16 protein-coding genes are annotated in these 14,137 nt (G+C 60.2%); 9 read left to right on the forward strand and 7 right to left on the reverse strand.

Annotated features, from left to right (window positions below):
• The first annotated feature begins 4 nt into the window (after positions 1 to 4).
• The gene (locus tag PQR63_RS14685; protein ID WP_408168710.1) at positions 5 to 784 is read left to right on the forward strand and encodes an alpha/beta fold hydrolase; all 780 of its coding nucleotides are present in this window, start codon (positions 5 to 7) and stop codon (positions 782 to 784) included.
• Here PQR63_RS14685 and PQR63_RS14690 read toward each other — a convergent pair.
• Positions 765 to 1,637, reverse strand: coding sequence for a LysR substrate-binding domain-containing protein (locus PQR63_RS14690; protein ID WP_408168712.1), 873 nt, complete (start codon positions 1,635 to 1,637; stop codon positions 765 to 767). The genes PQR63_RS14685 and PQR63_RS14690 overlap by 20 nt on opposite strands.
• A 142-nt stretch (positions 1,638 to 1,779) precedes the next feature.
• Here PQR63_RS14690 and phnD point away from each other — a divergent pair, with 142 nt between their 5' ends.
• From phnD to PQR63_RS14730, 8 genes are all read left to right on the forward strand, one after another.
• Positions 1,780 to 2,646 (forward strand): phosphonate ABC transporter substrate-binding protein, encoded by an 867-nt coding sequence (gene phnD / locus PQR63_RS14695; protein ID WP_408168714.1) that lies wholly within the window; start codon positions 1,780 to 1,782, stop codon positions 2,644 to 2,646.
• Positions 2,643 to 3,488 (forward strand): phosphonate ABC transporter ATP-binding protein, encoded by an 846-nt coding sequence (gene phnC / locus PQR63_RS14700; RefSeq protein ID WP_408168715.1) that lies wholly within the window; start codon positions 2,643 to 2,645, stop codon positions 3,486 to 3,488. The genes phnD and phnC overlap by 4 nt, the downstream gene beginning before the upstream one ends.
• A 20-nt stretch (positions 3,489 to 3,508) precedes the next feature.
• Positions 3,509 to 4,348 carry a phosphonate ABC transporter, permease protein PhnE gene (gene phnE, locus PQR63_RS14705; RefSeq protein WP_408168889.1) on the forward strand — a complete coding sequence of 280 codons (840 nt, stop codon included), beginning with the start codon at positions 3,509 to 3,511 and terminating at the stop codon, positions 4,346 to 4,348.
• Positions 4,349 to 4,420: 72 nt separating this feature from the next.
• Entirely contained in the window at positions 4,421 to 5,539 is a 1,119-nt protein-coding gene (psrA, locus tag PQR63_RS14710; RefSeq protein WP_408168717.1) for an iron-containing alcohol dehydrogenase PsrA, read from the forward strand.
• Positions 5,540 to 5,556: 17 nt separating this feature from the next.
• Positions 5,557 to 6,384 (forward strand): phosphonoacetaldehyde hydrolase, encoded by an 828-nt coding sequence (gene phnX, locus PQR63_RS14715; protein WP_408168719.1) that lies wholly within the window; start codon positions 5,557 to 5,559, stop codon positions 6,382 to 6,384.
• An 89-nt stretch (positions 6,385 to 6,473) separates the two neighbouring features.
• Positions 6,474 to 7,199, forward strand: coding sequence for a sulfite exporter TauE/SafE family protein (locus PQR63_RS14720; protein WP_408168721.1), 726 nt, complete (start codon positions 6,474 to 6,476; stop codon positions 7,197 to 7,199).
• A 79-nt stretch (positions 7,200 to 7,278) separates the two neighbouring features.
• Entirely contained in the window at positions 7,279 to 7,479 is a 201-nt protein-coding gene (locus PQR63_RS14725; RefSeq protein ID WP_094563977.1) for a globin family protein, read from the forward strand.
• A gap of 182 nt (positions 7,480 to 7,661) precedes the next feature.
• A complete protein-coding gene (locus PQR63_RS14730; RefSeq protein WP_408168723.1) occupies positions 7,662 to 8,048 on the forward strand; it encodes a hypothetical protein in 387 nt (128 codons plus the stop codon).
• Here PQR63_RS14730 and PQR63_RS14735 read toward each other — a convergent pair.
• From PQR63_RS14735 to PQR63_RS14760, 6 genes are read right to left on the reverse strand one after another with little or no spacing between them, the layout of a single operon-like run.
• Positions 8,045 to 9,514: a cobyric acid synthase gene (locus tag PQR63_RS14735; protein ID WP_408168725.1), complete on the reverse strand. Its 1,470-nt coding sequence runs from the start codon at positions 9,512 to 9,514 to the stop codon at positions 8,045 to 8,047. The genes PQR63_RS14730 and PQR63_RS14735 overlap by 4 nt on opposite strands.
• Positions 9,511 to 10,539: a threonine-phosphate decarboxylase CobD gene (cobD, locus tag PQR63_RS14740; protein WP_408168727.1), complete on the reverse strand. Its 1,029-nt coding sequence runs from the start codon at positions 10,537 to 10,539 to the stop codon at positions 9,511 to 9,513. Before cobD ends, PQR63_RS14735 begins: the two co-directional genes overlap by 4 nt.
• A complete protein-coding gene (gene cbiB / locus PQR63_RS14745; RefSeq protein ID WP_408168729.1) occupies positions 10,532 to 11,518 on the reverse strand; it encodes an adenosylcobinamide-phosphate synthase CbiB in 987 nt (328 codons plus the stop codon). The genes cobD and cbiB overlap by 8 nt, the downstream gene beginning before the upstream one ends.
• Positions 11,515 to 12,102, reverse strand: a complete 588-nt coding sequence (cobU, locus tag PQR63_RS14750) for a bifunctional adenosylcobinamide kinase/adenosylcobinamide-phosphate guanylyltransferase (RefSeq protein ID WP_408168731.1) — start codon at positions 12,100 to 12,102, stop codon at positions 11,515 to 11,517. The genes cbiB and cobU overlap by 4 nt, the downstream gene beginning before the upstream one ends.
• Entirely contained in the window at positions 12,102 to 12,755 is a 654-nt protein-coding gene (bluB, locus tag PQR63_RS14755; RefSeq protein WP_408168733.1) for a 5,6-dimethylbenzimidazole synthase, read from the reverse strand. The genes cobU and bluB overlap by 1 nt, the downstream gene beginning before the upstream one ends.
• Entirely contained in the window at positions 12,752 to 14,137 is a 1,386-nt protein-coding gene (locus PQR63_RS14760; RefSeq protein ID WP_408168735.1) for a cobyrinic acid a,c-diamide synthase CobB, read from the reverse strand. Before PQR63_RS14760 ends, bluB begins: the two co-directional genes overlap by 4 nt.

Raw genomic sequence — 14,137 nt, forward strand, 5'->3', positions numbered from 1 at the left:
TTCCATGCCTCATGTCCGCATCGATTTCGCCGTCGGCGAAGCATGTCATATCTACTACGAATTGATCGATGGACAAGCTGAAAAACCTTGTCTCGTCTTCCTTCATGAAGGTTTAGGTTGCACTGCAATGTGGAAGGATTTTCCGCGCCGTTTGTGCGAGATAACCGGATGCCCAGGCCTGCTTTATGACCGTCTCGGATACGGCCTTTCCGATGCGCTGCAACATGCACGTGCAACAGATTATTTACATCGCTATGCGCTTGATGAGTTGCCGCAGGTTCTTGCACATGCCTTGCCTGCACAGCAGCCCTACATCCTCATCGGCCACTCCGACGGCGGCAGCATAGCCTTATTGCATGCAGCACAACAACCGGCGAGCTTGCTCGGAATCATCACTGAAGCCGCGCATGTCTTTGTCGAAACCGTCACCCTCGACGGCATCCGCGTCGCAGAGCAAGCCTATGCCGATGGCAAATTACGCGGCTTGAGCAAATATCACGGCGACAAGACCGAGCAGATTTTCAAGGCATGGTCGGACACATGGCTGACAACGGATTTTGCCAAGTGGAATATCGAACAGGTGTTGCCGTCCATCGTCTGCCCTGCGCTGATATTGCAAGGCATCGACGACCAGTACGGCACCCGTCGCCAGGTCGACGCCATCGTCGAAGCCGTTCCCGGTGCGCGCATGCAGTTACTGGAACAATGCGGCCATACACCACATCAGGAACAGGCGACCGCCGTGCTTGAACTGATGAATGCGTTCATTCAGTCGCAGGCATAGCAGAAACCTGCTCCAGGAAAGACGCGACCAGACGGCTGTCTTTCCGATCTGCCAGACAATAAATATAGGTATGCGTGCTGACCGGATTGCCCTCAATCGGCAGCAGTTTGAAACGCGGATCGGGCACAAACTCCGCCTCCGACACCGTCCCCAAACCGATTCCGCGCGCCACGGCTTCGCGCAAAGCTTCGCGGCTGCCGATTTCCATCACCACGCGCGGCATGACATCCACTTCCTTCAAGACCTTTTCCAGCGCCAGCCGCGTGGTCGAACCCTGCTCGCGCATCACCATCGGCTGGCCGTGCAAATCCTGCAATCTGATCGAATCATGCTTGGCAAGCGGATGGTCGATATGGGCGAACACTACGATGGCGTGATCGGCATACGGCACCGCGACAAAGCGTGGATCGTCGTTGAAGCTGGCCAGCACGGCAACGTCGGTGACGTAGTTCTCCAGATCGGCCATGGTCTCCGCCGAATTGCCCATGCGGATCGACAATTCCACATTGGGAAACTTGCGGCGATAGGCATCCACCATCTCGATCACGTGGAAAGGCCCGACCGCGCCGATCTTCAGGTGTCCGACATTGAGCACGCCGGAGTTGTACAGCAGGTTGTAGGCATCCAGCTCCAGCTCGGCGATCTTTTGTGCGATCGGCAACAGGCGCTGCCCGGTATCGGTCAGATCCAGGCGACGGCCACGGCGGTAGAACAGCTCGACATTGTGCTGCCGCTCCAGCGCCTGCACCTGCGAAGTCAGCGTCGGCTGGCTTACACCCAAGGTGCGGGCAGCCGCGCTAAAGCCACGGTTGCGGGCGACGGCGAGGAAGGCGCGGAGTTGCGAAGGCGTCATCTATAGATTCCATCAATAGGTAAGCATCAATCTCCTGATTATATCGATAATAAAGACGTCACAATAGCGCCCTATTCTGTCGGTCATGAACACAAGCCCGTCTTCTCCAGGACGGACCTCACTCACCACCGCCAGGAGCATCATGAAACGTCTCTCCGCCCTTTTCCGCCCTTTGGCCCTGTGCCTTAGCCTGATTTCCGCAAGTTCCACATTTGCTGCCCAGCCACTGACCGTCGGCCTGATCCCGGCCGAAGATTCGCAAGCCATGCTGGAAAACAGCAAAAAGGTCATCGACAGCCTGCAAGAACAACTGGGCATGCCGGTCAAGCCTTTCATCGCCACCGACTACAACGGCATCATCGAAGCGCTGCGCTCGAAGAAGCTTGATGTCGCCTATCTCGGTCCGTTCTCTTACGTGCTGGCAACCTCGATCGCCAACGTCGAAGCCTTCTCCGTGGCGGAAACCAAGAAGACCGGCAAGAGTTCCTACAAGAGCCTGATCATCGTACGCAAGGACAGCGGCATCGAAACCGTGCCGCAACTCAAGGGCCATACGATGGCGTTCGTCGATCCGTCGTCGGCATCAGGACATCTGTTCCCGACCGCAGGCCTGCAAAAGCAAGGCATCGAGCCGAGCAAGTATTTCTCGCGCGTGATCTTCTCCGGCTCGCATGACGCCAGCATCCTGGCCGTGGCCAACAAGAAGGTTGATGCCGCAGCCGTCGCCGACCGCATCTTCGCCGCAGCCGTCGCCAAAGGCATCATCAAGCAAGCCGATTTCAACATCGTCTGGACTTCGCCGGACATCCCTGAATCGCCGATGGTCTGGCGCAAGGATCTCGATCCTGAACTGAAGAAGAAGATCGCCACCGCCTTCGCCAACATCAAGAACGTCGAATGGGGCGACCAGGGCGTGCTGAACGGTTTCGTGCCGACCAACGACGCCGCCTACAACGTTGTCCGCGACACCGCCAAGATCCTCAATCTCGACCTCAAGGCAATGAAATGATCAAGATCCGTTCGCTCACCAAGCAATACGGCAGCAATGCCGTGCTGCGCGGCATCGACCTCGATGTCGCTCCCGGAGAATTCCTGGTCGTGCTGGGACCGTCCGGCGCCGGCAAGTCGACCTTGCTGCGCTGTATCAACGGCCTGGCGACACCGACTTCCGGCGAGCTGGTGGCGGCCGGATTTGACGCCACCGATGCGCGCAACGGCAACGTTCGCAAGTTGCGCCAGCAAGTGGCCATGATTTTTCAGCATCACAATGTCGTGCCACGCCTGTCGGTACTGAAAAACGTACTGACCGGCCGGCTCGGCCAGACCTCGACGCTCAGCTCGGTGCTGCAATTGTTCAGCCGTCAGGATATCGCCCTGGCGATGGACTGCCTGCGCCGCGTCGAACTGGAACACAAAGCGGAACAGCGCACCGATGCGCTCTCTGGCGGCCAGCGTCAGCGTGTGGGCATTGCCCGCGCTCTAGCGCAGCGTCCGCAAGTCATCCTGGCCGACGAACCCGTCGCCAGTCTCGATCCCAAAACCTCGCGGCTGGTGCTGCAATATCTGCGTGCAGCCTGCCGCGAACTCGGCATCACCGTCGTCTGCAACCTGCACCAGGTCGACTACGCCCGTGAATTCGGCGATCGCATCGTCGGCCTGTCGGGCGGCAAGCTGGTGTTCGATGGCCGCGGCGACGAGCTGCGTGATTCGCATCTCAATCTGATTTATTCCGGTCTTGACCAGGTCAAGGCACAGGACGAATTGCATAACCCGATTCGCCACACAAATCAGTCCATACATCAGCCCACTGATCAGCCCACTGAAATGGTGCTGGAAGGAGCCCTGTCATGAGCGTTCCCATGCAACCCGAAATGGATCGCGACGGATCCCGCTCCAGTTATCACGACTACGTCTGGACCGGCGCCCGTCCGCTAACCCTGCGTGCCTGGCTGCTGTGCATTGCCGCCGTCGCCGCAGTCGCTTTCGTTCTGACGTGGAGCGCACAAGGCACGCAACTAAGCTGGAGTGAACTGGCTAACGGCCTGCCGCAGATCGGCGATTTTCTCAGCCGCTCTTTCCCGCCGAACTGGAAGATCCTCGGAAATCTGGTCGGCCCCGCCATCGAGACAGTCCAGATCGCCATCTGGGGCACGCTGCTCGGCGTCATCGTTGCGATTCCCGTGTCCTTCCTTGCAGCACGCAATCTCAATCGCAACCGTGTCGTCTATCAGGCAGTGCGCCAGATGCTCAACGTCACGCGCAGCATCAATGAACTGATCCTCGCGCTGGTGTTCGTCTCCGCCGTCGGGCTCGGCCCTTTCCCCGGCGTGCTGGCATTGGCGCTGCATGGCGTCGGCATGGTCGGCAAGTTCTTCGCCGAAAGCATTGAGGAAATCGATGATGGCCCGCTGGAAGCCTTGCGCGCCACCGGCGCCCGTCCGCTCCAAGTCATCGTCTTCGGCGTCTTGCCGCAAGTCATCACTGCCTGGATCGCCACCGTGCTGTACCGCTTTGAAGTCAACCTGCGCCAGGCCACCGTGCTCGGTATGGTCGGCGCCGGCGGTCTCGGCTTCGAACTGGTCAACAGCCTGAAGCTGTTCAAGTACCAGGACACCGCAACCTGCATCGTGGTTGTTACGCTGATGGTGGTCGTCGCCGATACGATCTCGAGCCGCTTGCGTCAGATGATCCAGGACGGCAAGACGCATTAATTCGGCTGCATGAATTCAGCTGAATTTATCCAGCAGCATTCATTTTCAGACACATTTTTAGTAAAGAACTCCATGTGGAATTATCACAACCCGGTCGCCATACAGGCCGGTAGCGGCAGTCTGGCGCAGCTGCCGGGCTTGTTGAACGGCAAGCGCGCCCTGCTGATCACCTTCCCTCAAGCTGCCTCGCTGGGGATGGAAGAGCGCATCGCTGAATTACTCGGGCCACAACTGGCAGGCATCGAGAACGCCGTGCAACCGAACCCCGACGTCAGCTGGCTTGCCGCGATGTATGAGCGCGTATGGCGCGATTATGCCGATGTCGACTGCATCGTCGCCTTTGGCGGCGGCAGCGTGATCGACTGCGCCAAGGCCATGCTGAGCAAAACGCCTTCCGGCCGTTTCGACGAATTGCTTTCACATTTGCGCGATGCTGCACCGCTGTCGGGTATCGGCGCCAAGACGCTGATCGCCATCCCAACCACCGCGGGCACCGGCAGCGAAGTCACGCCGTGGGCCACCATCTGGGATGCGGCCGCGGGCAACAAATATTCCCTGCATCAGGACTGGACCTGGCCGCAGGCAGCCATCATCGACCCACAACTGATGCTGACCCTGCCGCAGGACATGACACTCGCCAGCGGACTCGACGCGTTGTCGCATGCGCTGGAGTCGATCTGGAACGTCAATCGCAATCCGGTCTCCGCCAGCCTTGCAGCTACGGCGGCACGCAGCATCGTCAATACGCTTCCCGCTTTGCTGCAGAGTCCGCGTGACCTGCAGCTGCGCGAACGCATGGCGGTTGCCGCGCTGCAAGCCGGCCTGGCGTTTTCCAATACCAAGACGGCGCTCGCGCATTCACTGTCTTACGACATCACGCTGCATCACGGCGTCACCCATGGCATCGCCTGCTCGTTCTCGTTGCCGCACGTCATGGCGCTGGCCTTCGGCAATGCGGCCGACGTCGATGCGCTGCTGCTGAAGATCTTCGATGCCGTCGACGCGCAGGAAGCGGTCGACAATTTATCCGGCTTCCTTGAACGCCTGGGTGTGAGCACTGATCCGGCACATTACGGCGTCGCCGATGCCTGGGACGCGCTGGTGCAACGCGCCTTGCAAGGTCCACGCGGACGCAACTTTATCGCCGCAGCAAAAGACACCTCCAACACATTACACGCCATCCATCCGTGAACCAGAAAGGAACTCCCATGTCCCGTACAAGCACCGCACCCACAGAGCTCCAGGCCGTCATCTTTGACTGGGCCGGCACACTGGTCGACTTTGGCTCGCTGGCGCCGACACAGATTTTCGTCGATGCCTTCAAGAGCTTCGACATGAACATCTCGCTCAAGCAGGCACGCGGCCCGATGGGCTTGTCCAAGTGGCAGCACATCCGCACCCTGCTCGACAATCCCGAAATCGCCCGTCAATGGAAGGAATGTCACGGACAGTTGCCGACCGATGCCGATGTTGACGCCCTCTACGCACGCTTCATGCCGATGCAGATCGCCAAGGTTGGCGAATATTCGCAAGCAATCGACGGTGTCCAGCAAACACTCGCCTGGCTACGCCAGCAAGGTTTGAAAATCGGCTCCTGCTCCGGCTATCCGCGTCAGGTACTCGACGTGCTGCTGCCGCTGGCTGCAGCCGAAGGCATCACCCCCGACCACGTCATCGCCGGTGATGAATTACCTGCAGGCGGACGTCCAGGCCCGTACATGGCGCTGGCCAACATGCTGGCGTTAAAGATCAGCAACGTCGCCGCCTGCATCAAGGTCGACGACACCACGCCGGGTATCGAAGAAGGCATCAACGCCGGCATGTGGACGGTCGGCATTTCTCTGTCCGGCAATGAAGTCGGCTGTACCAAGGCGGAACTGGCGCAATTGTCGCCGGAAGAAATCAAGGCGCTCAAGGCGCTGGCAGAAATGCGCTTGCGTGAAGCCGGAGCCCATTATGTGATCGACTCCGTCGCTGATCTGCCTGCCGTAGTGGAGCTGATTGCAGAACGACTGAAGGCCGGCGAACGTCCTTAAGCATGTCATCGGGTTGTCGGGCTTCTCAGATGCGGAAGCCCGGCCATCCTTCAGCGTACAATGCCACGTCCTTTTCCATAAAAAATCACGTGGCGACTTATCTTTTTATCCTGCTTGTCGGCCTCGCTGCCGGCATGGTCAGCGGCGTCATCGGCACCGGCTCATCCATCATGTTGCTGCCGGTGCTGGTCTACAACTTTGGCCCCAAACAAGCCGTCCCCATCATGGCGGTCGCGGCCCTGATGGCGAATCTGGCACGCGTGTTGGCTTGGTGGCGCGTGGTCGACTGGCGTGCCTTTGCGGCCTATTCCATCACCGGTATTCCAGCCGCAGCGATCGGTGCGCGTACGCTCCTGGTCTTGCCGGCGCATCTGATCGAAGTCAGTCTCGGGGTATTTTTTTTGGCGATGGTGCCTTTCCGTCATTGGCTGAAGAAGCACGACTTCAAAGTCCGTCTGTGGCAGTTATCGGTAGCGGGCGCGGTGATCGGCTTCCTGACCGGCATCGTGCTTTCCACCGGGCCGCTGAGCGTGCCGGTGTTCACGGCTTACGGTCTGACCAAAGGTGCATTTCTGTCGACTGAGGCAGCGAGTTCGCTGTTTCTCTATGTCAGCAAGGTACTGACTTTCCGCGAGTTCGGCGCCATGCCGCTGAGTGTTTTCCTGCAAGGTCTGCTGGTGGGCGCATCATTGATGGCCGGCACGTTCGCGGGCAAGTTTTTTGTCATGAAGATGAGCGAAGCCAATTTTCAGCGCTTGCTGGATTTGCTGTTGCTGCTGTCAGGCTTGTCGCTGCTGTGGACGGCCATACGCTGAGTGATCTATCAGGCAAGCACGCCGTACGCTTTTGGCTTATGCTGCCAGCACGACTACGTAACTGAACAAGGAAACAATCATGCCCAAGAAAGAAGAGAAGCTGGATCCGGAAACCGAAGCGCTGATCCAGTGGTGTACCGAAGTCGAGAAGTTTTTGGTCAAGGGCGGCGCAACGCTTGCGCAGGCGCAAGAACACATCGAGGAAGAAGTCGAATGGTTTACCGATTTGTTCTATGACGGTCTGACGCCGGAAGAAGCCGCGAAAGAAGCGCTCAATTAAATAGACAATCTTTCCTGCAAGTACAGACAAGCACGCCGCTGCTGTAACAAAGTTTGTCCGGCAAGTAATGAACTGTACGACAGGTGTAACAATTGGATTCGGCGGATGGCTTTCGGCGGCGATAGGGCTACAGTGGATCATCGTCCCACTCGTAGTCCTGTATAAGCCCCCGAAAGACCATCATGCTGACTTTCCGACTCTGTGTCTCCGCCATTCTCGCCGGCAAGAAACCGGCTGCCATCCCCGCTGCATCCGAAGAATCCTCGCTCGTCGCCACCATGCCGCCACCTCCGCCGAAGACGGAAGCCGCACCGAGCGAACGCGACGGCGTCATCTGGAGCCCGGGCTACTGGAAATTCACCAGCAACTGGTTTGTCTGGTGCGCCGGACACTGGGAATTGTCCCGTCCCGGTCAACGCTATGTTGCACCAAGCTGGCAGCAATATGCCGACGGCTGGCACTTTCAGCCCGGTACATGGCGCGACGATACTGCAGGAAAATCGTCGAAAAAACAAAGTGATGCCACCAACGGCAACATCGGCTACGACGTTCTCGGCGCTTTCCGCTAAGCGCGGTAGTTGACCTTCAGCAAGGCATCAAACAACGGCTGTGTAGCGTCGGCGACGCGCTCCAGGCTTTGCTCGCGCAACTGATCCAGATCGACGGCATCGACGCCGCCCAGACCGGCCCACGCCAACAAGGCAGCAAATGCCTGCGGCGTATCAAACATGCCATGCAGGTAGCTTCCCAGAATCTGGTCATCCGCCGAACGCGCGCCTTCAGGACGACCATCGATATGGAACGCGGGACGTTGCATGGCCTCGCCTGCTGAAACACCCATGTGAATTTCATAGCCGGTGACACTAGCGTCCTCGTCGATAAACGCGCATCGCCCTGACACTTGCAGCAACTGTTTTTGCTGCGTGAGTTCGGTACGCATCGCCAGCAGATCCAGCCCTTCCATGCTGCCCGGTGTGCCTTCCACGCCATGCGGGTCGTCGACGCTCCGGCCCAGCATCTGGAAGCCGCCGCAAATGCCGATCAGCTTGCCGCCATAGCGCAGATGTTTTCTGATGGCGTCGGGCCATCCTTGCTGCTTGAGCCAGGCCAGATCGTTGCGGGTATTCTTGCTGCCCGGCAGGATGATCAGGTCGGCAGGCGGAATCGGCTGGCCCGGCCCGATGAATTGCAGATCCACATCCGGATGCGCGCGCAAGGCGTCGAAGTCGGTGTGATTGCTGATACGCGGCAAGACCGGCACCACCACGCGAAATTTCCCTCTGACACTCTGCGTGGAAGCCACGGCATCCTCGGCATCCAGATGCAAACCATGCAAGTACGGCAATACCGCCAGCACCGGTTTGCCGGTGCGTTCTTCCAGCCAGTCCAGCCCCGGTTGCAACAGGCTGATGTCGCCGCGAAAACGATTGATGACGAAGCCAACGATGCGCTTGCGTTCGCTGTCCGACAAACAATCGAGTGTACCGACCAGATGTGCGAACACACCGCCGCGATCAATGTCAGCCACCAGAATCACCGGGCAGTCGACTGTCTCGGCAAAGCCCATATTGGCGATGTCGCGTGCGCGCAGGTTGATCTCCGCCGGACTGCCCGCGCCTTCGACCAGCACGGCATCGTACTGCTCGCGCAACCGGTGATAGGACTCCAGCACGGCGGCCATCGCACTGGTCTTGTAGCGATGGTAGTCGCGCGCGTTCATGTCGGCGCGCACCTTGCCGTGCACGATCACTTGCGCGCCGGTATCGCTGGACGGTTTCAGCAGCACGGGATTCATGTCGGTGTGCGGGGCGATGCGCGCAGCCTGCGCCTGCAAAGCCTGCGCCCGGCCAATCTCGCCGCCATCGCTGGTGACCGCACTGTTGAGCGCCATATTTTGCGGTTTGAACGGCGCGACCTTGACGCCGTGGCGCACCAGCAAGCGACACAAGGCGGCAACCACCGTGCTTTTGCCGGCGTCCGAGGTGGTTCCTTGCACCATCAAGGTATGAAATGGAAGCCCGGGGAGCCGGCTCATGCGATACGCTCCACGCTCTTGTTATTGTTCTGGCTCCAACCTTGCAAGGCTGTCTGCAAACGCTGCCAGCCTGCTTCATCCGGCGGCAGACCCAGCCTTATACCACCGGCGCCACGTGTGAACAAACGCACCCAGATCCCCTGCTGCGCCATCCAGTCATGGAATCCGGCAGCATCAGGTTCAGCCCACCATTGATACATCGCGCTGCCGCTTGCCTGTATGCCGGCGCCTGCCAATAGGCGGTTCAGTCTCTCACCATCAGCCAAGAGACGTTCGCGTGTGGTGCGTTGCCAATCCTCGTCGCACAAGGCTGCAATGCCGATCTCTTGCGCCGGGCCGCTGACCGTCCATGGCCCCAGCCATTCCTGCAGGGACTCCAGCACAGCATCTTGCGCGGCGACAAAACCAAGCCGCACGCCCGCGAGACCAAAGAATTTTCCGACCGAACGCAACACGATCAGTCCGGGCTGCACGCCCGCTTGTCCGGTTACACTCAGATGCGGCGTCGTGTCACCGAATGCCTCGTCGACCACCAGCCAGCCACCGCGTGACGCCAGTTGTTGCGCCCACCCGAGCAAAACATCCGGCACGACGCGCGCACCGGTCGGGTTATTAGGATTGCACACCACCATCACGTCGCAGGTATCCAGCGCTTTTTGCAAGTCCGCATAGTCAATTTCGCGCATGGCATGTCCGGCCTGCTGCCACCGATGGGCGTGCTCGGCATACGCCGGTGCCGCCACGACCACACGCGACACGCCTTTTTCACGCAGCCTGAGCTGCGGCAAAGCCTGTATCGCCGCCTGCGTGCCAGCCACCGCCAGCATGCGCGGTGCGCCGTAATAGGCGCATGCCGCGACGGCCAGCGCATCACTGGACTCCGGCAGGCGATGCCAGGCATCGTCGCGCAGCAATGGTGCCGGATAGCAGTTCGGATTGATCCCCGTCGATAAGTCCAGCCACTCTGCGCGCGCAATGCCATGGCGCATCACCGCATCATTGAGGTTGCCGCCATGCTCAAGCATGCGTACCTCCCATCGTCAAACTGACATAAGTCGTATAGAGCATCGTCATCAACATCGATATCGTCAACATCACTGTGAGCCACAGCATCGCCGTGCGCGACACCAGTTTCCATGCGCGGACGATGTCGTCTGCGACAGCATCGCGTCCCATGCCCAGCGGCGGACGCTCTTCCACTTCACCGTCGTAAATCGCCGTACCGCCTAAAGCCAATCCCAACGCGCCCGCACCCGACGACATCACAGGTCCGGCATTGGGGCTGCTCCACGCCGAGGCCTGCGTACGCCAGCAAGTGCGCGCCTGACGCCAGTTGCCCAGCAGCGCATACGACCATGCAGTCAGCCGCGCCGGAATCCAGTTCAGGCCGTCATCGATACGCGCCGCCACACAACCGAACGCAAGAAAACGCGGGGTGCGATAACCCCACATGGCATCCAGCGTATTCGCCAGACGAAACAGCAAAGCCCCCGGCCCTCCGGCCACGGCAAACCAGAACAAGGTGCCGAACACGGCATCGTTGCCGTTTTCCAGCAAGGATTCGACCGCAGCCTTGGCAAGGTCGGTCTCCTGCGACTGCGTGGTGTCGCGACTGACGATGCGCCCAGTCAGGTTGCGCGCCGCAGCCAGGTCACCCGCTTTCAGGGCCTGCGCAATCGGCATCACGTGATCGCGCAAGCTGCGCAAGCCGATGCAAAAATACAGCAGCACCACATGCCAGGCCGCCGCCAGCCAAAAGGATTGCCGCGCCAGCAAGATCGTGATCACGACCGACAGCGCCACCAGCGGCAACACCGCCAGCGACCACGCCAGCGCGCCACGCGCATAACTCCCCGGCTGGCGATTGAGCTGACGTTCCAGCCATTGCACATAGCATCCAAAGCCGACCAGCGGGTGCCAGCGCGATACTTCGCCCAACAGCCAGTCCAGCGCAACGCCAGCCACCATCAGCAACGCCAGCAGCGTCATGTCGAAACCGATCATGCGCTGTGCCCCATGTGTCCAACGTGCCCCTTTAGTTCCAGCGGCAAGCCGGCGGCGACGAACTGCACGCGTTCGCAGATCGCTGCAACCGCCTGGTTGAGCCGTCCAGCCTCGTCCACGAACCAGCGCGAGATGGCGCCTTGCGGCACGATGCCCATGCCGACTTCATTGGAGACCAGCACGACCTCGCCTTGGGCCTGTGACAAGGCTTGCAAAAAACGCTCGCGCTCGGCGGCAAAAAGCGCAGGCGCTTCAATCCTGCCGATATCGGGATACTCCTTGTGCTCGCTGAACAGCAGATTCGACAGCCACACCGTCAGGCAATCGACCAGCACCACATTGTCAGGCGTGCTGTGTTGAGCGATGGCATCGCCCAAGGCAAGTTGCTCTTCCACCGTGTTCCAATGCGCGTAGTGCTCGCTGCGCTGCTGCCGGTGCAAGGCAATGCGCGCGGCCATCTCGTCGTCGCCGACGGCAGCGGTGGCGATATAGATGACCGGCTTGCCGCTCGCCGCCGCCAGCCTTTCCGCCTGCGCGCTCTTGCCGGAGCGAGCGCCACCGAATACCAAAGTACGCTGATTCATTATTTTTCTTCCTTGATTCCCCACGCATCGCGATAGACCAGATCGTCCAGCGACTGGCGCGCCGCCCAGCCTTCCTGCTCCAGCATCGGGCGCGCATAAAATTCTTTGACATGGCCGAGGCAGATCACTGCCACCGGCTTCGCTCCTTCAGGCATCGCCAGCAAGGCCGCCAGCTTGTCCGCATCAAACAGCGACACCCAGCCCATGCCGATACCTTCTGCGCGCGCGGCCAGCCACATGTTCTGGATAGCACAGGCGACCGACGCCAGGTCCATCTCCGGCAAGGTACGTCGACCGAATACGTGGCGCTCGCGGCCATCCATCAAGGCCGCCACCAGCACTTCGCCGCACTCGAGGATGCCGTCTACCTTCAGGCGCATGAATTCGTCTTCGCGCTCTTCAAGCGCCTTTGCAGTCAGGATGCGCTCCTGCTCCACCAGTGCATGAATCGCATTGCGCTTGCTGCGATCGGCAATGCGGATGAAGCGCCACGGCTGCATAAAGCCGACGCTGGGGCCAAGATGCGCCGCTTGCAGCAGACGTTGCAGCAAGTCGGCATCCACCGGATCAGGCAGGAAATGCCGCATGTCGCGCCGCTCAGCGATGACGCGATAGACGGCGTCGATATCGCTTTGACTGTAACGATGGCTCATGCCGACGTATCCTCGTCGCCCGCCGGCTCCGGCACCGCAATTTTCCCGGTAAACAGCGCCGCCGTTGCTTGTGGCGACGATGCAAAGCAAGCGTGCAGATACGTCGCCGTTACGCCTCGTGAGCGATATACGCGCTCTCCGGCGGAGGTGTCATACAGACGCTCGCCGGTAAAAGCCGCCGCCATCGCCGTCACGGTAGTTGAATAATGGAAGGTGTGGCAGCGCATGGCGCCCTCAACAAACGGAATGGTCTGATAGCCCAGCCCTTGCAAACGGCGCTGCATGACCGCCCGGCCGGACAGGATGCCCAACATGCGCGCGCGGGCGCCGTTCTTGTCGGTCAGGCTTTCCAGCAGATATAGCAGACCGCCGCATTCCGCGTACAAGGGCTTGCCGGCGGCGCAATGATCGTGCAAGGCCTGCTTCATGGCTGCATTGTTCTGCAATTCTTGCAAATGCAGTTCCGGATAACCGCCCGGCAGATAGACACTGTCAGCAGGCGGCAGGCGCGCATCTTGCAGCGGCGAAAAGTAAGTCAGCTGCGCACCCAGCTGCCGCAGCAGATCGAGATTGCCGGGGTAGATGAAAGAGAACGCCGCATCGCGCGCAATGGCAATACGTTGTCCTTGCAGCAATGGAATCAATTTCGGCGTCGACGGATGTTCCTGCGGATCGATGGCGGCAAATTCGACCGGTGCCGGCAAGCGCGACAGTTCGGATAATTCGGTCTGGCCGATGGCCGCCGCCGCAGCGGCGATACGCTGATCAAGATCGGCGACTTCAGCCGCCGGCACCAGGCCGAGATGGCGTTCCGGCAATTTGAATTGCAGGTTGCGCGGCATGCTGCCGAGATAGTCGATGCCGTGCGGCATGCCCTGGCGCAGCATTTCTTCATGGCGCGGACTGGCAACGCCGTTGGCCAATACGCCGATCAGCGGAAATCCCGGCCGGTAATGCGCCAGACCGTAGGCAATCGCGCCCAGAGTCTGCGCCACGCCGGCGACATCGACCACGGCGACCACCGGCAGCTTGAACAACTCCGCCAGGTCCGCGCTGCACGGTTCTCCGTCAAACAAGCCCATCACGCCTTCGATCAGGATCAGGTCGGCATCCTGCGCGGCTTCATGCAGCAGGCGTCGGCATTCAGCAGCGCCCATCAGCCACAGATCGAGCTGATACACGGTGCTGCCGCAGGCGCGTTCAAGAATGGTCGGATCAAGAAAATCCGGCCCGGTCTTGAACACCCTCACCTTGCGTCCCTGATCGCGATGCCAGCGCGCCAGCGCCGCCGTCACGGTCGTCTTGCCGTGGTTGGAGCCAGGTGCGCTGATGAACAACGCTGGACACAGGATCGGATTATTCGCAGAAGGCAAGGCAGACAT

Source organism: Herbaspirillum rhizosphaerae (assembly GCF_046025915.1).
GTDB classification, from domain to species: domain Bacteria; phylum Pseudomonadota; class Gammaproteobacteria; order Burkholderiales; family Burkholderiaceae_D; genus Herbaspirillum; species Herbaspirillum rhizosphaerae_A.